Source organism: Kribbella flavida DSM 17836 (assembly GCF_000024345.1).
GTDB lineage: Bacteria > Actinomycetota > Actinomycetes > Propionibacteriales > Kribbellaceae > Kribbella > Kribbella flavida.
Map to the genome: position 1 here is coordinate 2,901,934 of NC_013729.1, position 26,602 is coordinate 2,928,535.

General features: G+C 71.7%; 22 protein-coding genes. 15 read left to right on the top strand and 7 right to left on the bottom strand.

Annotation, left to right across the window (positions count from 1 at the left end):
- The first annotated feature begins 3 nt into the window (after nt 1–3).
- Genes KFLA_RS13580 through KFLA_RS13590 form a run of 3 tightly spaced genes read left to right on the top strand, consistent with a single transcriptional unit; the run spans nt 4 to nt 2,740 of the window.
- Nucleotides 4–813 (top strand): WecB/TagA/CpsF family glycosyltransferase, encoded by an 810-nt coding sequence (locus tag KFLA_RS13580; protein WP_012920365.1) that lies wholly within the window; start codon nt 4–6, stop codon nt 811–813.
- The gene (locus tag KFLA_RS13585; RefSeq protein ID WP_012920366.1) at nt 810–2,072 is read left to right on the top strand and encodes an MATE family efflux transporter; all 1,263 of its coding nucleotides are present in this window, start codon (nt 810–812) and stop codon (nt 2,070–2,072) included. The genes KFLA_RS13580 and KFLA_RS13585 overlap by 4 nt, the downstream gene beginning before the upstream one ends.
- 44 nt (nt 2,073–2,116) lie before the next feature.
- The gene (locus KFLA_RS13590) at nt 2,117–2,740 is read left to right on the top strand and encodes a LysE family translocator (RefSeq protein WP_012920367.1); all 624 of its coding nucleotides are present in this window, start codon (nt 2,117–2,119) and stop codon (nt 2,738–2,740) included.
- Nucleotides 2,741–2,818: 78 nt separating this feature from the next.
- Here KFLA_RS13590 and KFLA_RS13595 read toward each other — a convergent pair whose 3' ends face one another.
- Both KFLA_RS13595 and KFLA_RS13600 read right to left on the bottom strand, forming a co-directional pair.
- Nucleotides 2,819–4,369 (bottom strand): glycoside hydrolase family protein, encoded by a 1,551-nt coding sequence (locus tag KFLA_RS13595; protein WP_012920368.1) that lies wholly within the window; start codon nt 4,367–4,369, stop codon nt 2,819–2,821.
- Nucleotides 4,370–4,495: 126 nt separating this feature from the next.
- Nucleotides 4,496–6,694 carry a LamG-like jellyroll fold domain-containing protein gene (locus KFLA_RS13600; RefSeq protein ID WP_012920369.1) on the bottom strand — a complete coding sequence of 733 codons (2,199 nt, stop codon included), beginning with the start codon at nt 6,692–6,694 and terminating at the stop codon, nt 4,496–4,498.
- 319 nt (nt 6,695–7,013) lie between these two features.
- On the opposite strand from KFLA_RS13600, the gene KFLA_RS13605 reads away from it, so the two are divergent.
- Together KFLA_RS13605 and KFLA_RS13610 are read left to right on the top strand one after the other, a co-directional pair.
- Complete coding sequence (locus KFLA_RS13605; protein WP_012920370.1) at nt 7,014–8,636, top strand: Wzz/FepE/Etk N-terminal domain-containing protein; 1,623 nt, start codon at nt 7,014–7,016, stop codon at nt 8,634–8,636.
- A 1-nt stretch (nt 8,637) separates the two neighbouring features.
- Entirely contained in the window at nt 8,638–9,987 is a 1,350-nt protein-coding gene (locus KFLA_RS13610; protein ID WP_202797120.1) for an O-antigen ligase family protein, read from the top strand.
- Between the two features lie 23 nt (nt 9,988–10,010).
- On the opposite strand, the gene KFLA_RS13615 is transcribed toward KFLA_RS13610, so the two are convergent.
- On the bottom strand, nt 10,011–10,748 hold the full coding sequence (locus KFLA_RS13615; RefSeq protein WP_012920372.1) for an SDR family oxidoreductase: 738 nt from the start codon (nt 10,746–10,748) through the stop codon (nt 10,011–10,013).
- Between the two features lie 131 nt (nt 10,749–10,879).
- Between KFLA_RS13615 and KFLA_RS13620 the strand changes: the two genes are divergently transcribed.
- The gene (locus KFLA_RS13620) at nt 10,880–11,716 is read left to right on the top strand and encodes a helix-turn-helix domain-containing protein (protein ID WP_012920373.1); all 837 of its coding nucleotides are present in this window, start codon (nt 10,880–10,882) and stop codon (nt 11,714–11,716) included.
- 13 nt (nt 11,717–11,729) lie between these two features.
- Here KFLA_RS13620 and KFLA_RS13625 read toward each other — a convergent pair whose 3' ends face one another.
- Both KFLA_RS13625 and uxaC read right to left on the bottom strand, forming a co-directional pair.
- Nucleotides 11,730–13,280: a right-handed parallel beta-helix repeat-containing protein gene (locus KFLA_RS13625; protein ID WP_012920374.1), complete on the bottom strand. Its 1,551-nt coding sequence runs from the start codon at nt 13,278–13,280 to the stop codon at nt 11,730–11,732.
- 56 nt (nt 13,281–13,336) lie between these two features.
- Complete coding sequence (gene uxaC / locus KFLA_RS13630; RefSeq protein ID WP_012920375.1) at nt 13,337–14,743, bottom strand: glucuronate isomerase; 1,407 nt, start codon at nt 14,741–14,743, stop codon at nt 13,337–13,339.
- Between the two features lie 132 nt (nt 14,744–14,875).
- Between uxaC and KFLA_RS13635 the strand changes: the two genes are divergently transcribed.
- On the top strand, nt 14,876–15,868 hold the full coding sequence (locus tag KFLA_RS13635; RefSeq protein WP_012920376.1) for a LacI family DNA-binding transcriptional regulator: 993 nt from the start codon (nt 14,876–14,878) through the stop codon (nt 15,866–15,868).
- A 26-nt stretch (nt 15,869–15,894) separates the two neighbouring features.
- The gene (locus tag KFLA_RS13640; RefSeq protein ID WP_012920377.1) at nt 15,895–17,277 is read left to right on the top strand and encodes a mannitol dehydrogenase family protein; all 1,383 of its coding nucleotides are present in this window, start codon (nt 15,895–15,897) and stop codon (nt 17,275–17,277) included.
- On the opposite strand, the gene KFLA_RS13645 is transcribed toward KFLA_RS13640, so the two are convergent.
- Complete coding sequence (locus KFLA_RS13645; protein ID WP_237706796.1) at nt 17,267–18,832, bottom strand: right-handed parallel beta-helix repeat-containing protein; 1,566 nt, start codon at nt 18,830–18,832, stop codon at nt 17,267–17,269. The genes KFLA_RS13640 and KFLA_RS13645 overlap by 11 nt on opposite strands.
- Here KFLA_RS13645 and KFLA_RS38820 point away from each other — a divergent pair.
- The 6 genes from KFLA_RS38820 to KFLA_RS13670 all read left to right on the top strand — a co-directional run bounded on the left by KFLA_RS38820 (nt 18,822) and on the right by KFLA_RS13670 (nt 23,701).
- Nucleotides 18,822–19,262: a hypothetical protein gene (locus KFLA_RS38820; RefSeq protein ID WP_237706797.1), complete on the top strand. Its 441-nt coding sequence runs from the start codon at nt 18,822–18,824 to the stop codon at nt 19,260–19,262. The two genes, KFLA_RS13645 and KFLA_RS38820, sit on opposite strands and share 11 nt — an antisense overlap.
- A 311-nt stretch (nt 19,263–19,573) precedes the next feature.
- Nucleotides 19,574–20,755 (top strand): glycosyltransferase, encoded by a 1,182-nt coding sequence (locus KFLA_RS13650; RefSeq protein WP_012920379.1) that lies wholly within the window; start codon nt 19,574–19,576, stop codon nt 20,753–20,755.
- Between the two features lie 150 nt (nt 20,756–20,905).
- Complete coding sequence (locus KFLA_RS13655; RefSeq protein ID WP_012920380.1) at nt 20,906–21,334, top strand: adenylyltransferase/cytidyltransferase family protein; 429 nt, start codon at nt 20,906–20,908, stop codon at nt 21,332–21,334.
- Nucleotides 21,331–22,092 (top strand): CDP-alcohol phosphatidyltransferase family protein, encoded by a 762-nt coding sequence (locus tag KFLA_RS13660; protein ID WP_012920381.1) that lies wholly within the window; start codon nt 21,331–21,333, stop codon nt 22,090–22,092. The genes KFLA_RS13655 and KFLA_RS13660 overlap by 4 nt, the downstream gene beginning before the upstream one ends.
- Nucleotides 22,092–22,508, top strand: coding sequence for an FAD synthase family protein (locus KFLA_RS13665; protein WP_012920382.1), 417 nt, complete (start codon nt 22,092–22,094; stop codon nt 22,506–22,508). The genes KFLA_RS13660 and KFLA_RS13665 overlap by 1 nt, the downstream gene beginning before the upstream one ends.
- On the top strand, nt 22,505–23,701 hold the full coding sequence (locus tag KFLA_RS13670) for a glycosyltransferase (protein ID WP_012920383.1): 1,197 nt from the start codon (nt 22,505–22,507) through the stop codon (nt 23,699–23,701). Before KFLA_RS13665 ends, KFLA_RS13670 begins: the two co-directional genes overlap by 4 nt.
- A 274-nt stretch (nt 23,702–23,975) precedes the next feature.
- Here KFLA_RS13670 and nadA read toward each other — a convergent pair whose 3' ends face one another.
- The gene (gene nadA / locus KFLA_RS13675; RefSeq protein ID WP_012920384.1) at nt 23,976–25,157 is read right to left on the bottom strand and encodes a quinolinate synthase NadA; all 1,182 of its coding nucleotides are present in this window, start codon (nt 25,155–25,157) and stop codon (nt 23,976–23,978) included.
- 113 nt (nt 25,158–25,270) lie between these two features.
- On the opposite strand from nadA, the gene KFLA_RS13680 reads away from it, so the two are divergent.
- Nucleotides 25,271–26,587 carry an NAD(P)/FAD-dependent oxidoreductase gene (locus KFLA_RS13680; protein ID WP_049797333.1) on the top strand — a complete coding sequence of 439 codons (1,317 nt, stop codon included), beginning with the start codon at nt 25,271–25,273 and terminating at the stop codon, nt 26,585–26,587.
- Nucleotides 26,588–26,602: the final 15 nt, after the last annotated feature.

Here is a 26,602-nt window from a genome sequence, read left to right on the forward strand (position 1 = left end):
CAGGTGACCGCTGAGACGACGGGGCAGGTCGCGCGCGGCGGCACCGGCGCCGGCACCGGCTGGGACCAGCGCGTCGACGTGCTCGGCATCCACGTCAGCGTCACCGACATGGACGGCACGGTCGAGACGTTCGGCAAGTGGATCGCGGCCGGCGACCGGCAGCTGGTCTGTGTCGCCGACATGAACGCGGTGCTGCACGCACGGGCCGACGAGCAGCTGACCGAGGTGTACAACACGTCCGGCCTGACGCTGGCCGACGGGATGCCGCTGGTGTGGGCCGGCCGCAAGGCAGGGTTCGACCGGATGGCCCGGGTCTGCGGGCCCGACCTGTTCGAGCGGGTGATGGCCGAGGCCGCCGCGCGCGGCTGGTCGCAGTACTTCTACGGCGGTGCGGACGGCGTCGCCGAGAACTTGCGGGACACCTTCGTCGGCCGGCACCCGAGCCTGCGGGTGGCGGGCGTGTTCTCACCGCCGTACCGGGCGCTGACGGCCGCCGAGGACGCGGCGATCGTCGACGAGATCAACGCACGCCGTCCGGACATCGTCTGGGTCGGCCTGGGTGCTCCGAAGCAGGAGCGCTGGATGGCCGAGCACCGGGACCGGCTGGACGCCGCGATCCTGATCGGTGTCGGCGCCGCCTTCGACTTCCACACCGGCCGGCTGGACCGGGCGCCGGTCTGGATGCAGAAGTCCGGGCTGGAGTGGAGCTACCGGCTCTACAAGGAGCCGCGCCGGCTCTGGCGCCGCTACGTGCTGGGCATTCCGCGGTTCGGTGCCGGCATCCTGCGCCGGCCGCCCCGGCCGGTTTCTTGAAGCTGCGCAGGCTCGCGGGGCCGGCCGGCCGGGCCGGCTGGAGCCTGGCGGACCAGGGGCTGTCCAGCCTCAGCAACCTGGCGGTCGGCGTACTGGTCGCGCGCAGCAGCAGCGTCGCCGACTTCGGTGTCTACGCGCTCGCGTTCGGCGGCTACACGATCGCGTTGAACGTCTCCCGGGCGGTCGCGACCGAACCCCTCGGCGTCCGGTACTCCGGGCAGCGCACCCCGCAGTGGCACAAGGCGGTCCGGGCCAGTACGGCGACCGCGTTCCTGGCGGGCGTCGCGGCGATGCTGGTCGGACTGCTGATCGCGGCCTTTCCCGGGATTCCGTCGGCCGGTGTGCTGGTGGCCTTCGCGGTGACGATGCCGGGGCTGCTGCTGCAGGACGCCTGGCGGTTCGCCTTTTTCGTGGTCGGCGACGGGCGGCGGGCATTCGTCAACGACCTCGTCTGGCTGGTCGCGATGGCGGTGCTGTTCGCCGGGCTGTACGCGACCGGGACGGCGTCGGCGTTCTCGCTGACGCTGTGCTGGGGGCTGGGAGCGGTGGTCGCGGCGATCGCCGGCCGGTTCCAGGCCGGGCTGCTGCCGCGGTTGCAGCTGGTCCGCGACTGGCTGAAGGAGCACCGCGACCTCACGCCGAAGTACGTCGGTGAGATGCTCGCGGTGAGCGGCACGATCCAGGTCTACATGCTCGGCATCACCGCCGTGGCGAGCATCGTCGCGGTCTCCGGCATCCGTGGTGCGCAGGTCCTGCTCGGCCCGGTGAACGTGCTGAACCAGGGAATCCGCGCGATCGCCGTACCGGAGGCGTCCCGGGCGCTCAAGCACTCGTACCGGCGGTTGTGGCGGGTCGGCCTGGTGATCTCCGGCGGCGTCGGCGCCGGCGCGCTGGCCTGGGGCGCGATCTTCCTGCTGCTGCCGGAGGCGGTCGGCCGGGAACTGCTCGGCCCCGCCGTCTGGGCCGAGGCGAGTGCCGTGATGATCCCGGTCATCCTGCTGCAGGCCCTCGGCGCCTCCAACTCCGGCGCCTTCGCCATCCTGCGCGCCCTCGCCGCCGCCGGCCGCGGCCTGCGCGTCCGGCTGATCTCCTCCGTCGTGCTGATCACCGCCGGCATCACCGGAGCCGCCCTCGGCGGACCTCTGGGCGCCGCCTGGGGCCTGGCCTCCGCAGCCTTCTGCACCCTGCTCCTGTGGTGGTACGAAGCCCACCAAGCCCTCACCACCCACCGCCGCACCAACTCACCGACCCCGGGCTGACGCTCGGGGTTCCACCGACCGCGGTGCCGTGCTTGGCTGCCCCCATGAGTGCCACGACGGTTCTGGGATTCGCGCTGGCCTGCGTACTGCTCAACCTCGTGCCGGGCCCCGGCATGATGTTCATCGTCGCGCACGGCCTCGGCGGCGGCCGCCGAGCCGGCGTGACGGCCGCGCTCGGCATGGCCTCGGGCACGGTCGTGCACACCGTGGTCGCAGCGCTCGGGCTGAGTGCGCTGCTCCAGGCCGCGCCGTTCGCCTTGGAACTGGTGCGCGTCGGGGGAGCGGTGTTCCTGCTGTACCTGGCCGTCAGTGCGTTCCGTTCGGCACGAGCGGCGGCAGCGCTCACCGCACCGCCGAGGAAGTCGCTGCGCCGGACCTACCTGTCCGCCGTACTGACAAACCTGGCGAACCCGAAGGTCGTGCTGTTCTACCTCGCGTTCCTGCCGCAGTTCCTGACCGCCGGCGGGTGGCCCGGCCCGGTGCAGATCCTGCTGCTGGGCGCGGTGCTGGTGCTGATCGGGCTGGTGATGGACTGCGGCGTCGGGGTCGCGGCCGGCGCGTTGTCCGCGGTGCTGGTTCGCCGGCCGGGCTTCGAGCGAGGGCTCAAGCGGGTGGCGGGTGCGGTGTTCGGCGGTCTGGCGGTGCGGTTGTTGCTTGACGCGCGGTGACTGGGGACGGACGGACCACGGCCCGGGGCGTCTGGGACGCCCCGGGCCGTGGGGTGGATCAGTGGGGGTGCGGCGAGGTCACCTGACCGTGACGGGGGCCGAGGTGGCGGACTTGACGACGCTGGCGCCGTCGAGGACCTCGACGCGGTAGCTGACCGTCTGGCCGCTCTTCGCGCCGGTGTCGGTGTAGGTGACCAGCTGCGAGGCCTGCCACTTGTAGGTGTTGCGGTTCCACATGCCGACCAGGCGGCTGCCCTGGTACAGCTTGTACGTCAGGGTGATGTTGTCGGGGTCGACGACGGTACGGAACGACAGGCCGACCTTGCCGGTCACCGGGCTCTTCGCCGCGGGGGCGGCCGGGGCCGGGGCCTTCGCGCCGGGTGCGGCGTTGGTGAACCGGGTGACGCCCTGCTGGCCGTAACCGTTGACCTTGAGGAAGTCGCCGCCGACCCACAGGTCGGTGGCCGTGCCCGCCATCGCCAGCGGTCCGACCTTGGTTGTGCTGTTCGGGTCGGCGTCGGTGTTCGGGAACCACGGACCGAGCCGGCCGTTGCCGCTGCTGTGCGCCAGCAGGAAGTGCGTACCGGTCCCGTCGGTGAAGTAGTTCGGGTCGTCGGCGCTGCAGTCGTGCGCGTGCGAGCCCTTGTAGACCCAGCTGCCGATCGCCTTGACCGCCTCGGTCGCGCCCAGGCACTTGCTCTGCCACAGCAGCTTGCCGGTGGCGATGTCCGCGGCCAGCACGCCGTCGTAGCAGCCGCGGCCGTCACCGCCGTTGGCGACGAAGACCTTCGAGCCGTAGGTGTCGATGTCCTTCACCCGGGTGGTGCACAGCGCCGTCGGCTGCGGGATCGCGGCCGCGGCCGGCATCGCGAACGGGATGCCGGTGGAGTTGTTCAGCGCCACCAGCGTGTTGTGGCGCTGGCCGCGGACGCTGGTGAACGGGCCGCCGGCGTACACCTTGGTGCCGTTGTCGGCGACGTCGATCGCGTACACGTCGTCGTTGGCGTTGGGGTTCCAGGGCATCACCAGGCCGCCGTTGAGCGTCAGCGCGGCGAGCCGGTTGCGCGGCGTCTCGTACAGCTTGCGGCCGGAGCCGCCGACCCCGCCGAACGAGCCACCGATGAAGACGCTGTTGCCGTAGATTGCGACCGCCTTCACCCGCGAGTTCACCGACGGGCGGAAGCTGGACAGCGCGCCGGTGGCGGCGTTGAACATCGCGATCCGGTTGCGGGGCTGGCCGTTGACCGTGGTGAAGTCCCCACCGACCACGATCCACTTCTGGTCCAGCGACGTCGCGATGCTCCAGACGGTGCCGTTCAGCTTCGGCGCGAAGCTCGACGCGGCGCCGGTGCTGCGGCTGAACGCGGCCAGGTACGTCCGGACCGCCTCGCCCTGCCCGGCCGGCTTGCCCGGCGGCCGAACCCGGGTGAACCGGCCGCCCACGAACACGGTGTTGCCCGCGATGGCGATCGCGTTCACCGGCGCGTTGGTCTGCCAGGAGCTCTGCCGCACCGCCGAGACGGCGGTGCCGAAGCCGGACCCGGCGGCCACCACCGGTGCACCGGGCGGGATCAGCGCCACGGCCACGACGGCCCCGGCGGTGAGTAGTACCAGAACGAGCTTTTTCATCAATGTCCTCAGAAACTGGGCGGGCGGGCCTGCAGTGCACGCGAAATCTAGCCGGGGGGAGGTTCTCCAGGAAGGCGAGCTCCCCCCAGCGTTATGACGTTGTGCTATATCCGGCTGACTGTCCGCTCAGCGGGCGTCGTAATGGGCCTGGACCTGCCCTGCGTCGAGCGCGTACGGGTAGACCGCCGCCTCGTCGATCACCATCCCGGTCTGGGTGGCGCCACCGCCGGCCCAGCTGCTGATGTTGTCGTAGCCGACGCGCCACCAGCCGTAGTACAGGGCGGCCGTTCCGACCGTCTGGCTGCCCGCCAGCACCCCGTCGACGTACAGCTTCATGGCGCCGTTGTCGTAGGTGCCCACGACGTGGTGCCACTGGCTGTCGTTCTTGCCGGAGGTGCTGGTCAGGGTGCGCTGGCTGCCGTCGTTGACGCCGAAGATGATCGCGCCGTTGCTGCGCAGGTAGAGCATCCGGTCGCCGCCGCCGGAGGAGTTGCCCGTCCGGGAGCCGCCGAAGCCGATGATCCGGCCGCCGCGCAGCGAGCTCTGCTTCACCCACGCCTCGACGGTGAACTGCTGCGGCATCGAGAACCCCTTCTCGCCGACCATCCGGCCCGACGAGGTGGTGGTCGCCGCGGTGTTGCCGGCGATCGCTCCGGCGGTGCCGAGCGTGACTCCGGTATAGGTGCCGTTGTTGCTCTGGCCGGAGGCGTCCACCGACGTGGTCGTGCCGGAGGCCTCACCGAGCCGCCAGAACGCCTGCGGGCCGTCGGCCTTCAGCAGTTCGTCGTACGCCGTGGCGGTGGTGCCCGCGACCGTGATGGGGTCGGAGTAGTTGCCGCGCACCGTCGTCGTGCCGTCGGTGACCTCGACCCGGTAGTTGGTCACCTCGCCCGGGGTGACGGCGGTGTCGGTGTAGTGCAGCCACGGGCGCTCCCACGGCGTGGAGGTCGCGGTCCAGGTGGCGATCGTGGTGTTGCTGAATCCCTTCAGCAGCCGGTAGGTCAGCGTGCTGTCGTCGTTGTCCACCACGGTCGGGAAGTGGATCTTCACCTCACCCGGCTTGACGCTGTAGGGCTGCAGCTTGGCCGGCTTGGCCGGAGCCGCACCGGGCGCGGTGTTGGTGAAGCGGGTCAGGCCCTGCTGGCCGACGCCGTTGGTGGTGGTGAAGTCGCCGCCGACCCACAGGTCCGAGCCGCCGGACGCGAACGCGAGCGGGCCGACCTCGGTGGGCGCCCCGGCGTTGGTGTTCGGGAACCAGGGACCGATCGAGCCGTCGGTCAGCGACTCGGTGAGCAGGAAGCGGTAGCCGAAGCCCTGCGGGAAGCCGCCGGCGCCGTTGTAGGCGCAGTCGTGGGCGTGCGAACCCTTGTACAGCCAGCCGTTGACGACCTTGACCGCCTCGGTGGCGCCCAGGCACTGGTTCTTCCACTTCAGCACACCGGTCGCGATGTCCGCGGCCCAGGTGCCGTCGAAGCAACCGACGCCGTCGCCACCGTTGCCGAAGTACACCGTGTCGCCGCTGGCGTCGATCGTCTTCACCCGGGTGGTGCAGGTGCCGTTCGGCGGCGGGACCGCCGAGGCGGCCGGGAACGGCAGCACCGCGCCGGTCGCCGGGTCCAGGCTGGACACGGTGTTCTGGCTGGTGCCGTTGACCGTGCTGAACTGGCCGCCGGCGTAGACCTTCGACCCGTCGTCGGCCGCCTCCACGGCGTACACGTCGCCGTCGGTGGCCGGTGCCCACGGCAACAGCGTGCCGGCGGTCGCGCTGACGGCGGCGAGCCGGAGCCGCTCCTGGCCGTTGACCAGGCCGAACGAGCCGCCGAAGTACACGGTGCCGCCGGCCACCGCGATGGTCTTGACCCGGTAGGAGACCGAGGGCTTCCAGTCCGGCAGCAGCGCGCCGGTGGCGGTGTCGAAGGCGGCGATCCGGTTGCGGGTGACGCCGTTGACGGTGGTGAAGTCGCCGCCGACGAAGATCCGCGAGCCGTCCGGCGACGCCGCGACGGCGTACACCTGGCCGTTCAGGACCGGGGTGAACGAGGTGACCAGGTCACCGGTGGCGGCGTCGAAGGCGGCGAGGTAGGCCTGGCCGACCTCGTTGGTGCCCAGCGGCGAGCCGGGCGGGCGCACGCTGGTGAACCGGCCACCGGCGTAGGCCTTGCCGGCCGCGACGGCCAGGCCCTGCACGCTCGCGTTGGTCTGCCAGACCGGACTGTCGACGGCCGACAGCGACGCGCTGATGCTTTGAGCCGGTGTCGGCGCGAGCACCGCGGTCAGCAGAACGCCGACGACTCCCAGGCGCGCGAACAGCCATCTTCTTCTCATGCTGCGGTGTCCCCCCTCGGACCGGCGCCCGGTCCGGGCGCCGCGGATAGAACCAAATCTCGTCCGTACTGGTCGTTCCCCCGGAGAGAAGAGTAGGCCACACAAAGTGACGCCGGTCCAGCCGGTGCGGGCGAACCTGTGGACAATTCCTGGCGACGGTGACGGTGCGTGAGCGTGGCCGGCAGCCGGTGCCGGGCCGCTGCCGGGGTGGTTTCACCGTGCCGGTGATGCCGATATCCTGTGCCCGGCACAAGCTCGGTCACCAAGGGTGAGGTCACCCGGCCGGTCAGGACGGCGCCGATCGGAGATGGGGAACCGGATGGAACCGGGCACAGTGGTCTGGCGCGACACCGCGCAGGCACTGCTACGCCACAAGTGGCTGATCCTGGGCTGCGTGCTGCTCGGTATCGCCGGCGCCGCCGTGTTCTCGCTGGTGCAGACCCAGCGCTGGACGGCGTCCAGCCAGGTCGTGATCGGGCCGGCCGTGCCGCCCGCGCTGGTCGGCAAGCTGCCGACCGGGGCGGACAAGACCGGCCCGCTCGGGATGGACCTGCCGGCCGAGACGCAGGCCCGGGTGATGTCCAGCCCGGCGCTGCTGCGCTCGGTGGCCAAGTCGCTGGGGATGCCGACCAGCGACGAGTCGGCCCAGTCGCTGGCCTCGGTCACCCGGGTCAAGGCGGTCACCGACAACGCGTACCTGATCACCATCGACGGCCCGACCGCGGACGAGGCGGTCCGCCGGGCGAACGCGATCGGCCGGATCTACCTGGCCCAGCGCAACAACGAGGCCAAGGCGTTGCTGACCACGCTGGCCGGCCAGGCGCAGGACCGGTCCCGGACCGCCGCCGCCCAGTCCCGCACGCTGGTCAGCCAGATCTCCGAGGCGATCGCCCGGGGCGACACCCAGACGGCGGCCGCCCTGCGCGACCAGCGGGTCGGCCTGGCCACCGAGGCGCGCCAGGCCGCCGACGAGGCGTCGGCGATGCGCAAGGCGCTGTCCGGGATCGGCACCGGCAGCGAGCTGGTCAGTCCGGCGACCAAGGAGACCGCGACCTCGTCGCCGCTGGTGCTGCGCGACATCACCGTCGGCGGCATTCTCGGGCTGGTGCTCGGCTTCGGTCTGGCCCTGCTCAGCACCCACCTCAGCCCGTTCGTGCTCACCCGCGACCAGGCGGCCCGCGCAGCCGGCGCACCGGTGATCACCGCGTCCATCGGCCGGCGCCGGTTCTGGCGCCGGGCAGCCCCGCACCTGCCGCCGTCCGAGCTGACCGCGCTCGGCGCCGAGGCGAGCGGCGCCCTGGCCCGGCGCGAGCTGAATCCCCGCGGAATCGGGGCGAGCGGCGCCGGCGCCCTGCTGGTGGTGTCGGCCTCGCCGACGCCCAACTCGGCCGGCATCGCGCTGGCGATGGCCGAGGCGAGTGCCCGGGACGGCCGCGAGACGCTGCTCGTGCTCGCCGACCTCGGCGGTACGCCGGTGCTGTCGCACGTCACCGACCACGAGGGGCTGACCGACCTGGTCGCCGAGCCGGCCCCGACCCGCGCGGTCCGGGCCCGCAAACTGTTCCGTCCCGGCACGGTCGCCGACCTGTACGTGCTGCCGCCCGGTCTGAGCGACGACGAGTCGGCGCTCGCGATCGGCCCGTCGCTGGTGCCCGGCATCGTGGCGGACCTGCCGCCGGGCTACTCCGTCGTCATCCACGGTCCCGCCTCGGTCGGCCGGCACGGCATCACCCCGCTGGCCGCCGCGGTGGACGCCTCGATCCTGGTGGTCCAGGTCGGCCACGACAAGGACACCGACGTCAGCCGGCTGACCGCCGCCCTGGCGTTCGCCGGCGCCCCGGTGCTGGGCGTCGTCCTGATCGGCGCGTCCCAGCACGACGAGACGCTCGGCATCCCGGTGAACTTCAAGCCGGCCGACGCGCCGACCCTGCCGATGCGCTGACGTGCGCCCGACGACGTGGGCGGCGCCGCCGGTGCCGGGCAGCACGCCGGAGATCCAGAAGCCGGCCGTCTTCTGGCTGGTGCTGTGGTGCCTGCTGGTGCTCGGGGTGCAGCCGTGGTCGTCGCGGGCCGCCGCGCCGCAGGGCACCACCGGCTCGACGAACAGCCTGATGAAGGGCGTGCTGCTCGGCGCGATCTTCCTGATCGTGCTGGCGGCGACCCGGCCCGGCTTCCGGACCCGGATCAGTCCGGTCACCAACCTGTACGTGATCTACGTGCTGTTCGCGACCGCCACCGGGTTCCTGCTCGCCGATCCGGTCGGCCCGCTGCTGCGCCTGGCGCGGCTGCTGATAGGTCTGGTGCTGTTCTTCCTGCTGTGGCGGCCGCTGATCCAGGTGCCCGAACGGCTGCTCCGGGCCCACCTGTGGGCGCATCTCCTGCTCGCCTCCACCGTCCTGCTGAGTTTGTGGTACGTGCCCGAGCAGGCGTGGCGGCCGTTGAGCTCCTTCGGGACGGGCTTTCGGCTGCAGGGCGTCATCATCCCGATGCTCCCGCCGCGGGTCGGTGAGGTCGGCGCCCTGCTGCTCGGGCTCGCGATCATCGCCCTGGTCTGCCGCAAGCTGGCCCTCATCCCGGCCACCGCGCTGATCGGTGCCGGCCTGATGCTGGTCGCCCTGAGCCGCACCCGCACCGCGGCCGCGGCGATCGCGTTCGGCCTGATTCTCGCCCTGCTGCTGACCCGCAAGACCTGGGTCGGCCGGCTGCTCACGTTCGGGGTGCCGGCGGTCGTCGGTCTGGTGTTCCTGGCCGTGCCGTCGCTGCACGCCTGGCTGTTGCGCGGTCAGGGAGCCAAGCAGATCAGTTCGCTCAGCGGCCGAACGACGAGTTGGCAGGCCGTGCTGGACGAGGAGGTCTCGCTGCAGACCGCGATCATCGGGCACGGCCTGGGCAACAAACGGGTGCTGCTGCGCCGCGGCGAGGGCGACATCGACGTGATGGCGATCGACAACAGCTGGCTCGGTCTGTACTGGGAGACGGGTCTGCTCGCGGTCACCATCGTCGGCATCGCGATGATTGTCGCCTGGGTGTCGGTCCTGCGGGCGCCCACGCCGTACGTGAAGGCGTGCGGCGCGCTGCTGCTCGGCTACGTCAGCGCCGCCTCGCTGAACGAGAGCGGTCTGTCCGACCTGAGCTCGATGACCCTGCACCTGCTGGTCGCCGCGGCGGTCTGCGACGCCGACCGGCTCCGTGCGCGGTCCAGAGCCTTGGCCGCCCACGGGGGCACCGCAGACCCGCTGCCGCTCCTGCTCCCTCATCAGGACAGGCAACCGCCCAACCCGCCGCCACGCTGAACCGGCGTACGGGCTGTGTCGCCTCAGCGCTGACGGGCCGGGCGGATGACGAGCTCGTTGACGTCGACCTCCGGGGGCTGGCCGATCGCGAAGCCGATGGCCTCGGCGATGGCGCCGGGCGGGATCGACGCGGCCCGGTACGCCGCCATCAGGTCCTGGGCGCCGGGGTCGGAGATGGTGCTCGCGAGTTCCGACTCCACGACGCCAGGGGTGACGGTGGTGACCCGGATCGACGGGTCCAGCTCGAGCCGCAGACCCTCGGTGATCGCCCAGGCGGCGTACTTCGTGCCGCAGTAGACCGCCGCGGTCTCGCTGACCTGGTGGGCACCGATCGAGGCGACCGTGACGAAGTGGCCGCTGCCCTGGCGCTGGAAGACCGGCAGGGCGGCGGCGATGCCGTGCAGCAGGCCGCGGACGTTCACGTCGATCATCCGGTCCCACTCGTCGACCAGCAACCGGTCCAGCCGGGACAGCGGCATCACGCCGGCGTTGTTCACGATCACGTCGACCCGGCCGTGCGTCGCGACCGCGGCGGCCACGAACGCCTCGACCTCGGCGCGGTCGGTCACGTCCAGCGCCAGGCCTTCGATGCTGCCGCCGGCCGCGCGGATCCTTTGCACCAGAGCCTCGATCCGGTCGGTCCGCCGGGCGCCGGCGACGACGTGGTGACCGGCCGCCGCGAGGTGCTCGGCGACGGCGGCGCCGATGCCGCTGCTGGCGCCGGTGACCAGAACGACCTTCGGTTGCGGGGTGGTGCTCATCAGGTGCCTCCTGAGTTCGTTGTGCTGTCCCAGCGATGCTCGGCGCTGCGGGTGGTGCCGCGGCAGACCGCGATGTTCCTGGGAGTGCTGGTACCAGGCGGAACGCTCCACGGCCTCCTAAGCTGCTGGCCATGGCTACGACACCGCTCGGCGACTACCTGCGCAGCCGGCGCGCGCTGGTCTCACCGAAAAGCGTCGGCCTGGCCTCCACCGGCCGGCGGCGGGTGGACGGACTGCGGCGCGAGGAGGTCAGCATGCTGGCGGGCGTGAGCGTCGACTACTACGTCCGGCTCGAGCAGGGCCGCGAGCGCAATCCCTCCGTCCAGGTCCTGGATGCGCTGTCCGCCGCACTTCGGCTGGACGACGACGGCCGCCTGCACCTGTTCCGCCTGGCCGGGATGGCGCCGCGCCCCCGGACAGCCACCGTCACCGACCGCGTCGACCCGAACCTGCTGCAACTGCTCGCGGCCTGGCCCGACAACCCGGCGCTGGTCTCCAACCGCGCGTACGACGTCCTGGCGAGCAATGCGATCGCCGACGCGCTCTTCGGCGGCTACACCACGGGCAATCTGATGCTGCTGGTGTTCCTCGACGCCGGGGCCCGGCAGTTCTACGCCGACTGGGAGGCCGTCGCGGCGAACTCGGTCGCGGGATTCCGGCTTGGTCACGGCGAGGCGCCCGACGACCCGCGGGTGCGCGCGGTGCTGCAGCAGCTGCTCGAGCAGAGCGAGGAGTTCGCCCAGCTCTGGCAGCGGCAGGACGCGCGCGGCAAGACGCTGGACACGAAGCGGTTCGTGCATCCGGCGGTCGGGGAGCTCACCCTGCGGATGCAGGCGTTCGACGTCCGCTCGGCGCCCGGGCAGGAACTGATCGTGTACCACGCCGAGCCCGGATCGAGCAGTGCGGAAGCCGTTCGCCTGCTGGGCACGCTCGCCGCCACCGAGGCCCAGGAGAAGGCCTCCAGCTGACGGCGGCGGCGCCCTACCCGGTGATGCTGTCGGTGTCGAACCCGGCCGCCTGCCACTGCTGCCAGGTCATCGTCCTGCCCTTGTACGCGAACCGCTCCGCGGCCTGGTCACCGATCCGGTAGCTGTTACGGCGAAAGTGCACGGTGTCCGGTGCCGGAGACTTCTTGTTCTCCACCACCCCGGTGCTCGCGGTCTGCTGGTCCATCACCACTTGGTTGCCCTCAACAACCACATTCCGCAGCAGGTACCGGCCGCGCGGGCCGTCGCCACGGGTGCGGGACTGGATCGAGATGCCGTTGCGGTTGCCGCGCACCAGGTTGCCGCGCACCTGGACGTCGGAGGAGGTGTTGACGTTGATGCCGCCGCCGTCCCACAGGCTGGGCCCGGAGCCGCGGCCGGTGCCGAAGCCGTTGTTCTCCACCACGTTGCCCTCGATCACGCCCTGGTAGCTGATCTCGTAGCGGATCCCGTCGGCGGCGTTGTCGCGGATCCGGTTGCCGACGATCCGCCGGTCGTACTCGGCGATGTCGCTCCAGAAGCCGATCCCGCGGTTGGCCACCAGGTCGTTGCCGGACACCTCGCCGGACGACCGGGTCGACTTGATGCCACCCGACTCCCAGTCGGCGATCCAGAACCCGTCGGTGTTGTTGCGGGTGACCAGGTTCTCGGTGATCCGGGCGTCCGCGGACTTGTACTGGCCGACACCGAGCTGCCCGTTGTCCGCGACGGTGTTGCGGCGCAGCACGGCCCGGTCGCCCTCCTTGACCATGATGCCGACCGCGTGGTTCCAGCGGACCTCGTTCGCCTCCACCCGCCAGTCCACCCCGACCTCGACCGCGCCACCCTGCGGCCGGGTGGCGAAGTGCTCGACGGTCAGCCCGCGCACGGTGACGCGCGGCGCCGAGCTCTCGATCGCCCGTTCGGTGCGGGACATCTCGACCTGGTGCCCGGCCGGGTCGTCGGCGACGTACACGGCGTTGGTCGCGTAGTCGCCGTAGAAGGCGCCGGGCTTCAGTGTGGTCCGGCTCATCACCCGGGTGAGGTGCTCACCGTCGACGAACAGCTGCTCGCCACGCTGGCACGGGTTGGTCCGGTCGTCCTCGCACCGGCCCTTCAGCTTGTACGCCGGGGGCAGCACACCGCGAACGACCCAGTGCTGCCCGTCCCGCTGCCAGCCGGTCAGCGTGACCGAGCCGGTCAGCACGGCGCCCTCGTCGCTGGCGAGCGTGGAGCCTTCGGTCGGCCGGATGGCACGGCTGATCCGGTGCAGGCCCTTGCTGAAACAGAAGGTGGTTCCGGCCGGGTGCTGGTCGATCACCGGCTGCGGATCCTGGCCCGATGCGATCTGGATGCCTTCGCAGGCCGGCGCAGTGGCCGGTCCGGTGGCGCCGAGTTCGGCGGTGGCGGCGGGTGGGGGAGTGGTCGGGACGGACAGCGACGGGTTCGGCTCCGGCAGTGGCGACGGCTTCGCCTGGTCGTCGGTGCACCCGGCCAGCAGCATCAGCGCAGCCATGCCGGTACCGATCCAGCGCAGCCGGGCGGCCGGCGTACTCCCGCGTCTCATCCATCCCCCACACACAGTTCCCCGGGCAAGTCGCCCAACTGTACGGGGACAGGTGGTCAGTTGAGATAGGTGGTGCGGGCCAAGTTGTAGGCGAGGTCCTCGGCGATCTGGAAGGCGTCGTCCTCGTCCAGCCGGTGCTGGAGGACCAGGTTGGCCAGATAGCCGGCGTCAACCCGGCGAGCCAGGTCGTGCCGGGCCGGAATCGACAGGAACGCGCGGGTGTCGTCCACGAAGCCCGACGTGTTGTAGAACCCGGCCGTCTCGGTCACCAGCTCCCGGAACCGGCGCATCCCGTCCGGGCTGTCCAGGAACCACCAGGGCGCGCCGAGCCGCACACTCGGATAGACGCCGGCCAGCGGCGCGAGCTCCCGCGAGTACGTCGTCTCGTCGACGGTGAACAGGACCATCCGGAAGCCCTCGGCGTGACCGAACCGCTCCAGCACCGGCCGCAGCGACTTGGTGAACTCGGTCGCCACCGGGATGTCGTGGCCCTGGTCCGGCCCGTACGTCGCGTGGATCCCCGGGTGGTGGTCCCGCAGCACGCCGGGGTGCAGCTGCATGACCAGACCGTCCTCGGCCGACATCGCCGCCAGCTGGAACAGCATGTTGCCCGCGAACGCCGCCGCGTCCTCGGCCGTCACCTCGCCGCGCAAGGCGCTCGCGTAGATCCGCTCGGCCTCGGTGTCGGTCAGCGGCGTCGCGGCCGCGCTGAAGTGCCCGTGGTCGGTGGCCCGGGCTCCCGCCGCCTTGAAGATCTCCCGTCGCTGCCGCAAGGCCCGCAGGTACCCGGCGTACGACGTGGTGTCGGTGCCGGCCCGCTCGCCGAGCAGCTCGACCAGATCGCGCCAGCCCGGCCGGTCGAGGTGCACGACCGCGTCCGGCCGCAGGGTCGGAACCACCCGGCCGGGCAGGTCGGCGGCGACCTTCGCGTGCGGGGCCAGGTCGTCGGTGGCGGCGTCGGTGGTCGAGATCAGCTCGATGTTGAACGCGTCGAGCAGCGCGCGCGGGCGGAACTGCGGCTCGGCCAGCCGCGCCGAGATCTCGTCGTACAGCTGGTCGGCGGTCTCGGCGGACGGAGCGACGGTCAGTCCGAGCACCTCGGCGAACTCGTGCTCCAGCCAGTAGCGGCTCGGTGTGCCGGCGAACAGGTGCCAGTGTGAGCAGAACTCGCGCCAGATCTCCCGCGGCTCGGCGGTCCGGGTGCCGTCGCGGCGGGGCAGGCCGAGCCGGGCCGGCGCGACGCCCTGGGAGATCAGCATCCGGGTGACGTAGTGGTCCGGTACGACGAGCAGCTCGGCCGGGTCACCGAACGCCTCGTCGGCCGCGAACAGGCCGGCGTCGACGTGACCGTGCAGGCACAGCAGCGGCAGCCCGGCGGTCGAGGCGTGGATCCGGCGCGCGAGATCCCGCGCCTCGCCGGCCGGGAGCGCGCGGTCCGGGTGGGGCTGCAGGGCCTTCGGCATTCTTCCTCCAGAGCTGGAACTGCAACGGCACTGCAAAGGATTGCAGTGACTATGAGCGAGCACAAGAGCTGGCGATGTTGACAGCCGGCCGCAACCGATTGCAGACTCGGCGCACCGAGTGGGGAGGTGGATGTGGCGGCGACCATTCGCGATGTCGCGCGCCTGGCCGGGGTGTCGACCTCGACCGTGTCCCGCGCGCTCTCGGTGCCCGACCTGGTGAATCCGGCGACCCGGGCCAAGGTCCGCTCCGCGGCGGACAGCCTCGACTACGCGCCGAACAAGGCGGCCCGCGGACTGATCACCGGACGCACCGGGAACCTGGGTCTGGTGCTGCCGGACCTGGCCAACCCGTTCTTCCCCAGCGTGGTGAAAGGCGTGCAGGCCCGGGCCCGGGCAGCCGACCTGGCGGTGTTCGTCGCCGACACCGACGAGGACGTCGCGGCGGAGACGGGGCTCGTCCGGGCGCTCGCCCAGCAGGTCGACGGGCTGGTGCTGTGCTCACCGCGGGCCGGCGCGGACGAGCTGGCGAAGATCGCGGCGGACACGACGGTCGTCCTGCTGAACCGCCTGGTCGACGACCTGCCGGCCGTGGTGTTCGACCACGCGGACGGCATGCGGCAGGCGGTCGCGCACCTGGTCGCCCTCGGGCACCGGCGGATCGCCTGGGTGAGCGGTCCGGCCGCGTCCTGGTCGAGCGAGCAGCGCGGGCAGGGCTTGGCCCAGGCCGCCGCGGACCAAGGCGTCGAGCTGGTCGAGGTCGGTCACTTCCCGCCGCACTACGACGGCGGTATGGCGGCTGCCGACCAGGTCGTCGCGACCGGCGCGACCGCGGTGATCACCTACAACGACCTCGTTGCGATCGGTCTGCTGGCCAGGCTGCACGGCCGTGGCATCGCCGTGCCTGACGAGCTCAGCGTGGTCGGCATCGACGACATCGCGATGGCGGCGATGGCCCGTCCCGCGCTCACCACGATCCGGCTGCCCAAGGAACGGGCCGGCCGGCTCGCCGTCGAGCTGCTGCTCACGCTGCTCGACCACGCGACGGCCGCCGACGAGCCGCCCGTCCGCCGGGTCCTGCGCGGCGACTTGATGGTCCGCGCCTCCACCGGCGTTCCGCCCCGATGACCGCCCGATCTCGCTGAGGTGTGCGCATGAATCGTTTGAGCCTGACCAACCTGCCGACGAAGCCCGCGGTCGAACCGGGCGGACTGTCGGTCGGCATCGTCCACCTCGGCATCGGCGCCTTCCACCGCGCGCACCAGGCCGTCTTCACCGAGCGCGCCGCGCAGCTCACCGGCGACAGCCGGTGGGGGATCAGCGGGGTGACCCAGCGGTCGGCCGCCGTTCGCGACCAGCTCGCGCCGCAGGACGGCCTGTACTCCGTGCTCACCCGGGGCGGCGGCGCGGCGTCGATCGAGGTGATCGGCTCGGTCCGCGAGGTGCTCGCGGCGTCCGAGGACCCGGCGGCGGTGGTGCAACGGATCGCTGACCCGCGGGTCGGGGTGGTCACGCTGACCGTGACGGAGAAGGGTTACCGGGCGCGATCCGGCGGCGGGCTGGACCTGACCGACCCAGAGATCCAGGCGGATCTGACCGGCCGGCCGCCGCGGACCGTCGTCGGACAGCTCGCCGCGGGGCTGGCCCGGCGGTCGGGCGCGCCGTTGACTGTGCTGTCCTGCGACAACCTCGTTGCCAATGGCCCGTACTTGGCGCGACTGGTGCGCGAGTACGCCGAGGCGGCCGGGTTGGCGGGGGAGCAGTTCGAGGCGGCCGCGTTCCCGGCGAGCATGGTGGACAGGATCGTGCCGGCCACCACCGACGCCGACCGGGACGAGGCGGCGCGGCTGCTCGGCGTACGGGACGAGGCGGTGGTGGTGGCCGAGCCGTTCATCCAGTGGGTGATCGAGGACGCCTTCGCCGCGGAGCAGCCGGCCTGGGACGCCGCCGGTGCCGTGCTGACGGCGGACGTCGCGCCCTGGGAGCAGGCGAAACTGCGGATGCTCAACGCGACCCACTCGATGCTGGCGTACCTGGGGGCGCTGCGCGGCTACGAGACGATCGCCGAGGCGGTCCGCGACGAGGATCTCGCCACGGCGGCCACCGAGCTGATGAGGGTGGACGTCGTTCCCACGTTGACGCCGCCGGACGGGCTCGACCTCACGGCGTACGGCGAGTCGGTGCTCGAACGCTTCGCCAATCCCGCGCTGAAGCACCGCACGGCGCAGGTGGCGATGGACGGCTCGGTCAAGCTTCCCGTCCGGCTTCTCGGCACCGTCCAGGACCGTCTCGCCGCCGGCGCCGAACCGTACGCCGCCGCGCTGGCCGTCGCCGCGTGGATGGTCTACGTCAGCCGCACCGCCGGCCTCGACGATCCGCAAGCCGCTCGGCTGCAATCGGCTGCCGCGTCGGCGGGCGGTCCGGCCGCGCTGGTCGACGCCCTGCTCGCCGTCGACACGGTCTTTGCGCCGAACCTCCGCGAGAACAAGACCTTCCGCAGTCTGCTGGTCGACCACGTCACCGCGCTCACCCGCTAGGGGTGGGGGTGCCGGTGGCTCGCGGGGTCGGGCTGGCGGTTGCCGAGGGGGTCGGGCTCGGGGTAGCCGGTGGGGTCGGGGTGACTGGGCTCGGGGTGACTGGGCTCGGGGTGACTGGGCTCGGGGTGACCGGGGTCGGGGTGACGGTTGCCGGTGGGGTCGGGGTGATGGTTGCCGGTGGGGTCGGGCGGGCGATGACGGGCGCCGTGTCCGCGGTGAAATTGCTGTCGGTGTCGAAGCCGGCCGCTTGCCATTCCTTCGCGGTGAACCACTGGCCGAACTTCTGGAACCGGTCGGCGGTGAGGCTGTCCAGGATGTACTGGTTGGACTTGAGCACGACCTCGCCGGTGGGAATGCTGGCGCCGGAGTTCTGCACCAGACCGGTCGACTGGGTGCCGGTTTTCATCGTGACCTGGTTGCCGGTGACGACGACGTCGCGCAGGACGTTCAGGCCCCACGGGCCGTTGCCGCGGGTGCGGGACTGGATCGAGATGCCGTTCACGTTGCCGACCAGCGTGTTGTTGCGGACAGCGACGTTCGACGAAGTGTTGACGTTGATGCCGCCGCCGTCCCACAGCGACGTACCGGAGCCGCGGCCGGTGCCGAAGCCGTTGCCGGTGATGGTGTTGTTCTTGATCACGCCGTTGCGGCCGATCTCGTACCGGATCCCGTCGGCGGCGTTGCCGACGATCTGGTTGTCGCTGAACGTGCGCCCCTCGTCGTACGCGTCGCTCCACAGGCCGACGCCGAGGTTCGCCTCGATCAGGTTGCCGGACACCGAGCCGCCGCTCGACCAGGTGGTCTTGATGCCGCCGGACTCCCAGTCGGCGATCCAGAACCCGTCGGTGTTGTTGCCGCTCACCTGGTTGCCGGTGATCGTGCCGTTGGCCGAGCTGTACTGGCCGACGCCGAGCTGGCCGTTGTTCCGGATCAGGTTCTTCTCGAGCGTGGCGCCGTCGGCGTTGACCAGCATCGCGCCGACCGCGTGGTTCCAGCGGATGTCGTTCGCGACCACCTTCCAGCCGGTGCTGAGCACGACAGCGCCGGCTTGCGGGGCTGAGGCGAAGTGCTCGATGGTCAGCCCCCGCACGACCACGTCGGGCTCGCTGGACTCGATCGCGGTCGCCGTCTTCGACATCTCCACCGACTTGCCGGCCGGGTTGCCGCCGACGAACACGGCGTTGGCGGCGTAGTCGCCGTAGAAGGTGCCCGGTACGACCTGCTCGCGCTCGGCGACCCGCTTCAGGTGCTTGCCGTTGACGAAGACCTGCTCCCGCAGGTAGCAGATGTTCGCGACGTCGTCCTCGCACTGCCCGGTCTTCCGGTACGCCGGGGGCAGCACGCCCCTGACCACCCAGTCGTCGCCGGCCGCGGTCCAGCCGGTCAGCCGGATCGAGCCGGTGAGAACGGCGCCCTGGTCGCTGGCGAGGACCTGCTGGGCCTTCGGACGCAGCGGCCGGTCGATCCGGTGCAGACCGGCCGCGAAGCAGATCGTGCTGCCGGACGGGCTCTGCTCGACGACGTCGGCCGCGTTCTGGCCGGGCTTGACCGTCACGCCGGTGCACGCCGGGGCCTGCGAAGGCCCGGCCGGGAACCTGACCGGCGACGGCGTACCGGTCGGCGTCGGCGAGGGGGTCGGGCTGGGAGACGCGCTCGGGGTCTGGCTCGGCGTGGCGGCGATCGACGGCCAGGTCGGCACCCGCAGCGTCGGCGGCGTGATCGTCGGAATCGTCACCGTCGGGACCGGCACGGTCGACGGCGAGCTGATCGGCGACTGCGGCCCCGTCTGGTCGCCGGAACGCCCAGGTGCGGACTCCGAGCCCCGCGCCGACGCGATCTGCGTCGCCGCCGCGGCGATGCACGCGACGGCGAGCGCGCCGGCTGCCACCCCGGCGGTAGTGGTCACCGAGCTCTTCACTCGAGGGGACGGGCGTTTCATCTGCACCCCCTGCTGCGGTCTTCCGGACGGCCAGGACTTGACGTAGTCGGGAGAATACGCACGGATGGTTGCGTTTGTCCCCTAACTTGTCCGGAAAGGTCCCGCTGGCAACAGAAATCACATCTGGCTGAAACAGTTGCCCCAGGCGTGTACTCCGCCGGCGTGCCGCGGGTGACCCGGACATCCAGCAGCAGGTGCTGGACCCACGGCGCTCGCTGCTGCTCGGCGCCCCGTGACCTTTGGGCGGTCGGCGCGTTGTTCTGATCGGAGGCGACGGGGTGAGCGACCGCCCCGCCGATCATCGCCGGTGCGGCCGCACGTGCGAGTTGTCACCGCCGCGGAATCTAAGGTGGTGCCATGCGGGTCGCCATGTTGCACAACCGGTACCGGTCGGGTCAGCCCAGTGGCGAGAACACCGTCGTCGACCAGACGGCCGATCTCCTGCGCAGGTCCGGACATACCGTCGACCTCTACGCCCAGCACAGCGACACGATCGCCGAGATGGGCCGTCGTGATCGTGCTCTGGTGCCGTTCCGCTCCGTCTGGTCGTTCTCGGCCGAACGCGAGCTGACACTCCGCTTGCAGGAGCGGCGTCCGGACGTCGTGCACGTGCACAACACGTTCCCGTTGTGGAGCCCGTCGGTGCTGCGGGCGGTCCGTCGCGCCGGGCTCCCGGCCGTGGCGACGCTGCACAACTTCCGCCTGATGTGCGCGAACGGCGTGCTGCAGCGCGACGGTGGTCCGTGCGAGTCGTGCGTCGGCAAGGTTCCGTGGCGGGGCGCTGTGCACGGCTGCTACCGCGACTCCACAGTGCAGAGCCTGCCGCTCGTCGCCGGAATCACCGTCCACCAGCAGCTGCACACCTGGCAGCGCTACGTCACCACGCTGATCGCGCCGTCGGAGTTCGTCCGGTCCCGGTACGTCGCGGGCGGGTTCGCTCCTGGCCAGATCGTGGTCAAGCCGCACGCGGTGCCGTTCTCGGGCCAGGTTCGCACCGGGCCGGGCGAGGCCGTGGTGTTCCTGGGCCGGCTGACCGAGGAGAAGGGCTTCGCCGATCTGCTCGAGGCGTGGGACTCGTCGCTGGGTCAGCTGGTCGTGGTCGGCGACGGCCCGTTGCGCCCGGCGGCCGACGCACGCGCCGCGACCGACCCGTCGGTCACCGTGCTCGGCGCGTTGCCCTGGGCCGAGTGCATGCAGGTGCTGCGATCCGCCCGAGCCGTCGTCGTACCCGCCCGGTCGTACGAGACGTTCGGGCTCGTGGTGGTGGAGGCGTTCGCGCACGGCGTACCGGTGGTGGCGTCCCGGATCGGCGCGCTCGCGGAGCTCGTCGACGACGGCGAGACCGGTGCGCTGGCCGCCCCGGGCGATCCCGCCGGCCTGCACAAGGCGTTGCGATTGATCACCGAGCCGGCAACTTCGATAGCCTGCGGCGAGCGAGCCCGCCAGGTGTACTTGGACCGCTTCACCCCGGAGCGCGACCTGGCGGCCACGGAGAGGATCTACGCCGATGCGATCGCCCGGCACGAGGCCGCACGCTGAACCGGCCCCCTGCCCTGGGACTTCCTGCCGCAGCAGCCATCGCTCCGGCCGGCAGGCCGCCGGCGCGCTGGGCCGGCGACGATCACGCGGGGTAAAGTGCGCGCAGGCGTGGGGGGTCACGTCGACCGGGGTCCAGTGGGGGAGCGCGTGGTGCCGCAACGCATCGGGTATCTGACCGGGGTCTTCGACCTGTTCCACGTGGGCCACCTGGACCTGCTGGAGCAGGCTCGGCAGCAGTGCGACCGGCTCGTCGTCGGGGTGCTCACCGACGAGTGGGCGGTGGACGCCTGGGGTTCGCGGCCGTTCGTGCCGCTGGTCGAACGGGCGCAGATCCTCGACCAGCTGCGGTGCGTGGACGAGGTGGTCGTGGTGGACGGCGTCGAGGCCGGGTGGCTGACCGGCGTCCTGGGCGTCCGGACCGTGTTCGCCGCTGAGGGGACCGACGGGGTGCTCGGCGCTGACGAGCTGGACGGGATTCCCGTCCCGCTGATCAGCGCGCTGGCGGCCCGCCGTGCTTCCCGCAGCCAGATCCTGCGCGCCGCGATCGACCAGCGGCAGTCGCGCAGCTCGGTCGCATGACGCGCCGTTCGTACGCCGACGTGGTCGCCGAGCTGGTCCGCGCGCAGAAGCCGTCGGCCGGCACCCCGGCGTACTCGCGGTTCGTGAACCGCAAGCTCGGCCGCTACCTGGCCGCCGGCGCCTTCCTGGCCGGCCGGACACCGAACCAGGTGAGCCTGACCAGCGGCTTCTGCTCGCTGGCCGGCATCGTGCTGATCGCGACGGTCGAGCCGAGCCTTCCGTTGGCGCTGGGCGTCACCGCGCTGCTCGTGCTCGGCTACGCGCTGGACTCCGCGGACGGCCAGTTGGCGCGGCTGCGCGGTGGCGGTTCGCCGCTGGGCGAGTGGCTCGACCACATGATCGACTGCGTCAAGATCGTGCTGCTGCACTCGGCGGTGCTGGTCTCGCTCTACCGCTTCGATGCCTTCGGCAATGACCTTGTGCTGCTGGTGCCGCTGGCCTACCTGTGCGTGTCGGCGGTGATGTTCTTCGGCCTGATCCTGATCGACCAGCTGCGCCGCCGCCACGGCGCCTCGACCGTCAACGTGCGCGGCGACTCGGTGCTGAAGTCGTTGCTGATCGCACCGACCGACTACGGCGTCCTGTGCCTGGTCTTCCTGGCCTTCGGGTGGCCGGAGATGTTCACCGCGCTGTACGGGCTGCTGCTGGCGGCGAACCTGCTGTTCCTGCTGGCCGCGACCGCGAAGTGGTACCGCGAGATGGCCGCGCTGGCCCCGGCGGCCAAGGTCGCGACGGCCTCGTCGGAGGTGCGCGGCTGATGGGTGTCGTCGGCTACGCACCAGGCGTCTACGACATGTTCCACATCGGTCACCTCAACATCCTGCGCCGGGCCAGCGAGCACTGCGACCACCTGATCGCCGGTGTCGTCGAGGACGACGTGGTGCAGCGGATCAAGGGCAGGCCGCCGGTGGTGCCGCACGACGAGCGAATGGAGGTCCTGCGCGCGATCGGGCTGGTCGACGAGGTGGTCAGCGACTGGTCCAGCGACAAGTTCGAGATGTGGAAGCAGCTGCGGTACGACGTGCTGTTCAAGGGTGACGACTGGAAGGGCACCGAGAAGGGGCTCCGGCTGGAGAAGCTGCTCGGCGAGGTCGGTGCCCGCGTGCACTACTTCCCCTACACCGCGTCGACGTCGAGCACGGATCTGCGCCGGCTGCTGGAGGGCACGCTGTGACCGCGCCGCGCCCGAAGGTGCTGATCAGCGCGTACGCGTGCCGGCCGACGGGTGGTTCCGAGCCGGGCGCCGGCTGGGCGTGGGCGAAGGCGGCCGCGCGCGACCACGACGTCTGGTTGCTGACCCGGGGCAAGTTCGCCCCCGAGATCGCCGAGGAGCTGGCGGTCCGGCCGGTGCCGGGACTGACCCTCGTACCGCTGGAGCTGCCGAAGTGGCTGCTGAAGCTGCGGCGCCGGCACGCGGACGTCTACTGGTACTACCCGCTCTGGCAGCGGCTCGCGGGCCGGACGGCCGAGCGGCTGCACCAGCAGCACGGGTTCGACGTCGTGCACCACCTGACGTTCGCGGTCGACTGGATGCCGGCCGGGGTGGTCCGGCGGTCGACGGCGAAGGTGATCTGGGGACCGGTCGGCGGGTCGACCGCGGTGCCGTTGCCGATGGCGCACTGGCTGGGGCCGCGCGGGCTGGCCGGCGAGCTGGTCCGGCGTGCGTGGACCGGGGTGGCCCGCAGGGTGGTCGGCCGGCACCTGGCCCAGACCGCGGACCTGGTCGTCGCGCAGAACAACGACGTCGCCGAGCAGTTCGCGCCGCACGCCCGCGAGCTGGTCGTGCAGCCGAACGTCGCGATCCGCCGCTTCGCCAGCGCCTCCGGACCGTACGAGCCGTACGGCGGGCCCGGCGAGAAGACGGCGCTGTTCGTCGGCCGGCTGATCCCGTGGAAGGGCCTGCTGCTCGCGATCAGCGCGCTGGCCCGGCCGGAAGCCGCGCACTGGGAGCTGCGGGTCATCGGCGACGGGCCGGACTGGCGCCGCGCCGAACGCCACGCCGAGCAGCTCGGCGTCCGGGACCGGGTCGAGTTCGTCGGTCAGCTGCCGCGCGAGGAGGTACTCGCCGCGCTGCTGCGCGCGGATGCGTTGCTCGCCCCCTCGCTGCGCGAAGCCGCCGGGTGGGCCGTCACCGAGGCGCTGGCCAGCGGCTGCCCGGTGGTCTGCGTCGACCGCGGCGGCCCGTCGGTCATCGTCGGCCCGGGCGAAGGGGTCGCCGTACCGTGGCGCGGCGACGTCGTCGGCGAACTGGCCCGCGGCCTGGCCTCCCTCACCGGCCGCATCCACCCCGTCGACCGCTGGGGCCCCGACCGCCTCCCCGCCCTGCTCGCAACCTGGTACAACAACTCCACCCGCGTCCCCCAGTAACCCTGCCACCCACCCGACCCCACCCAGCTCCACCCGCCCCGGTCGGGCTCCTGCTCTCGCCCCGCCCGCCGGTCCGTCCTGGCCGCGTCCGGTGGGTTGACCCACCGGACGCATGGTTGGCCCATCGGATTTTGGTGGGCCAACCATGCATCTCAGGGGTTGACCCAGCAGACGCGAGGGGCGCGGATGGGATGCGGCGCGGATGGGGATGCGGGGAGCTGGCGCGGGTGGGATGTGCGAGGTGGGCGGGGGAGGGGAAGCCGGGGAGCTGAGCTCAGTCGCGGGCGGTTTTGCCGGGGAGGGCGAGCATGCGGTCGAGCGCGATCTTGGCGTAGTGCTCGGTGTCGGCGTCGACCTTGATCGGGTTGACGACGTGACCGGCGACCAGGTTCTCCAGCGTCCAGACGAAGTGCGGCAGGTCGATCCGGTTCATCGTCGCGCAGTAGCAGACCGTCTTGTCGAGAAAGACGATGTTCTTGTCGGGGTGCTGCTTGGCCAGCCGCTGGACCAGGTTCAGCTCGGTCCCGATCGCCCAGGACGTGCCGGGCTCGGCCTGGTCGAGCACGGTGATGATGTACTCCGTCGAGCCGACCAGGTCGGCCTTCGTGACCACGTCGTGCCGGCACTCGGGGTGCACGAGCACCTTGACCCCGGGGACCCGGGCGCGGACGTCGTCCACCGACTCCGGCGTGAACCGGCCGTGCACCGAGCAGTGCCCGCGCCACAGGATCATCTTCGCGTTCGCGAGCTGCTCCGCGGTCAGGCCGCCGCCCGGCTTGTGCGGGTCGTAGACGACGCACTCGTCCAGGCCGATGCCCAGCTTCAGCACCGCGGTGTTGCGGCCGAGGTGCTGGTCGGGCAGGAAGAGCACCTTCTGGCCCTGCTGGAAGGCCCAGTCGAGCGCGACGTCGGCGTTGCTCGACGTACAGACCGCGCCGCCGTTGCGGCCGCAGAACGCCTTGATGTCCGCGCTGGAGTTCATGTAGGTGACCGGCACGGTGACGTCCGCGACGCCGGCGTCGGCGAGCGCGTCCCAGGCCGCCTCGACCTGCTGGATCCGGGCCATGTCGGCCATCGAGCAGCCGGCCGCCAGGTCGGGCAGGATCACCGTCTGGTTGTCGTTGGTGAGGATGTCGGCCGACTCGGCCATGAAGTGCACGCCGCAGAACACGATGTACGGCGCGTCCGGCCGGTTCGCCGCGTCCCGGGCCAGCTTGAACGAGTCACCGGTGACGTCCGCGAACTGGATCACCTCGTCGCGCTGGTAGTGGTGGCCGAGCACGAACACCTGGTCGCCGAGCGCCGCCTTGGCCTTCAGCGCCCGCTCGACCAGGTCCGGGTCGGACGCCGGCGGCAGGGCGCCGGGGCACTCCACCCCGCGCTCGGAGTGCGGGTCGGTGTCCCGGCCCAGGAACAGCAGCGGAAGGGACTTCGAGCTGTCTGCGATTGTCGTCACGTCAACATCGTGCCACGTCCGCGGGCCCTGACCGCGTGGTGCGCGTCACTGCCCAGAATGCGAAACCTCTGCAGCTCCCGGGGCGGATCGGTGGCTTGTGCAAGCATCGGCGAATGGGTGATGTCGTTGTGGTCGGTGCAGGGCTGGCTGGACTCAACTGCGCGCTCGCGCTGCAGGAGGCGGGCGTGTCGGTCACCGTCCTGGAAGCACATGACACGGTCGGTGGACGCGTGCGGACCGACGTCATCGACGGTTACCGCTGCGACCGTGGTTTCCAGTTGCTGAACCCGGCCTATCCCGCCGTCCGCCGGTACGTCGACCTCGCCGCGCTCGACCTGCAACCGTTCGCCGCCGGCGTCGCCGTCGCGGGCCACGCCGGTACGACGGTCCTGGGCGATCCCCGCCGCGCGCCGCACCTGGTCCCGCGCACTCTGCTGAGCGGCTATCTCCACCCGAAGGAACTCGCCCGCCTGACCACCTGGGCAGCGCCCGCCCTCGGCCCGGTCAACCGCCTCCTCCCGGCTCAGGCGGCGTGCGGTGACGACCACCGCGACGCCCGGCGTCAGGGCGGCGGCCCCACCGGCGACCGGCCGTCGAACGTTGATCCTCGCCCGAGCGGCGGCCGCTTGGACGTCTCGCTCGCGGAGTCGCTGGATGCGGCCGGCGTGGACGGCCCCTTGCGCAGAGAGGTCCTGGAGCCGTTCCTCGCCGGCGTGCTTGCCTCCGACGACGGGACGACCTCGGCCGCCTTCGTGCGGCTCCTGTTGCGGAGCTTCCTGCTCGGCACGCCCAGTCTCCCGGCGCAGGGGATGAGCGCGTTGCCCGAGCAGTTGGCCGCTCGCCTCACCGAGCCGGTCCACCTCGACGTCCAGGTGACCGGCCTGACCTCCCCGGCCGTCGTACGCACTACCACAGGCGAACTGCGGGCCCGAGCCGTGGTGGTGGCGACAGACCCGTCGACGGCGGAGGACCTGCTCGGTGTGAAGGCGCCCCGGATGAAGGGTCTGAGCACTTACTGGTTCGCGACCGACGAGGCGCCGCGCACCGACAAGGTGCTGGTGGTGGACGGCCGCCGCAACGGGCCGGTGGTCAACACCGCCGTGATGTCGACCGTGGCACCGGCGTACGCGCCGGCGGGTCGGCACCTGATCCAGGCGACCACGCTGTGGCCGACCGACGCGAGCGAGAGCGAGGTCCGCATCCAGCTCACCCGGATGTACGGCCGCTCCGCCGGGGCGTGGGAGCTCGTCGTCCGGCACGACATCCCGCACGCGCTCCCGCACCAGCCCCCGCCGCTGAACCACCGGCAGCCGGTCGAGCTCGGCGACGGCGTCTTCGTCGCGGGCGACCACCGCGACACGGCGTCGCTGCAAGGCGCCCTGGTCTCCGGCCGCCGGGCCGCCAACGCCGTGCTCCGGTCGCTGCGCTGACCCCTGGTTCGCAGG

Bases quoted from the DNA above. Each gene is read 5' to 3' on its own strand.
- KFLA_RS13590 (WP_012920367.1), top strand. From the start codon at position 2,117: ATGAGTGCCACGACGGTTCTGGGATTCGCGCTGGCCTGCGTACTGCTC.
- KFLA_RS13595 (WP_012920368.1), bottom strand. From the start codon at position 4,369: ATGAAAAAGCTCGTTCTGGTACTACTCACCGCCGGGGCCGTCGTGGCC.
- KFLA_RS13600 (WP_012920369.1), bottom strand. From the start codon at position 6,694: ATGAGAAGAAGATGGCTGTTCGCGCGCCTGGGAGTCGTCGGCGTTCTG.
- KFLA_RS13605 (WP_012920370.1), top strand. From the start codon at position 7,014: ATGGAACCGGGCACAGTGGTCTGGCGCGACACCGCGCAGGCACTGCTA.
- KFLA_RS13615 (WP_012920372.1), bottom strand. From the start codon at position 10,748: ATGAGCACCACCCCGCAACCGAAGGTCGTTCTGGTCACCGGCGCCAGC.
- KFLA_RS13620 (WP_012920373.1), top strand. From the start codon at position 10,880: ATGGCTACGACACCGCTCGGCGACTACCTGCGCAGCCGGCGCGCGCTG.
- KFLA_RS13625 (WP_012920374.1), bottom strand. From the start codon at position 13,280: ATGAGACGCGGGAGTACGCCGGCCGCCCGGCTGCGCTGGATCGGTACC.
- uxaC (WP_012920375.1), bottom strand. From the start codon at position 14,743: ATGCCGAAGGCCCTGCAGCCCCACCCGGACCGCGCGCTCCCGGCCGGC.
- KFLA_RS13640 (WP_012920377.1), top strand. From the start codon at position 15,895: ATGAATCGTTTGAGCCTGACCAACCTGCCGACGAAGCCCGCGGTCGAA.
- KFLA_RS13650 (WP_012920379.1), top strand. From the start codon at position 19,574: ATGCGGGTCGCCATGTTGCACAACCGGTACCGGTCGGGTCAGCCCAGT.
- KFLA_RS13660 (WP_012920381.1), top strand. From the start codon at position 21,331: ATGACGCGCCGTTCGTACGCCGACGTGGTCGCCGAGCTGGTCCGCGCG.
- KFLA_RS13665 (WP_012920382.1), top strand. From the start codon at position 22,092: ATGGGTGTCGTCGGCTACGCACCAGGCGTCTACGACATGTTCCACATC.
- KFLA_RS13680 (WP_049797333.1), top strand. From the start codon at position 25,271: ATGGGTGATGTCGTTGTGGTCGGTGCAGGGCTGGCTGGACTCAACTGC.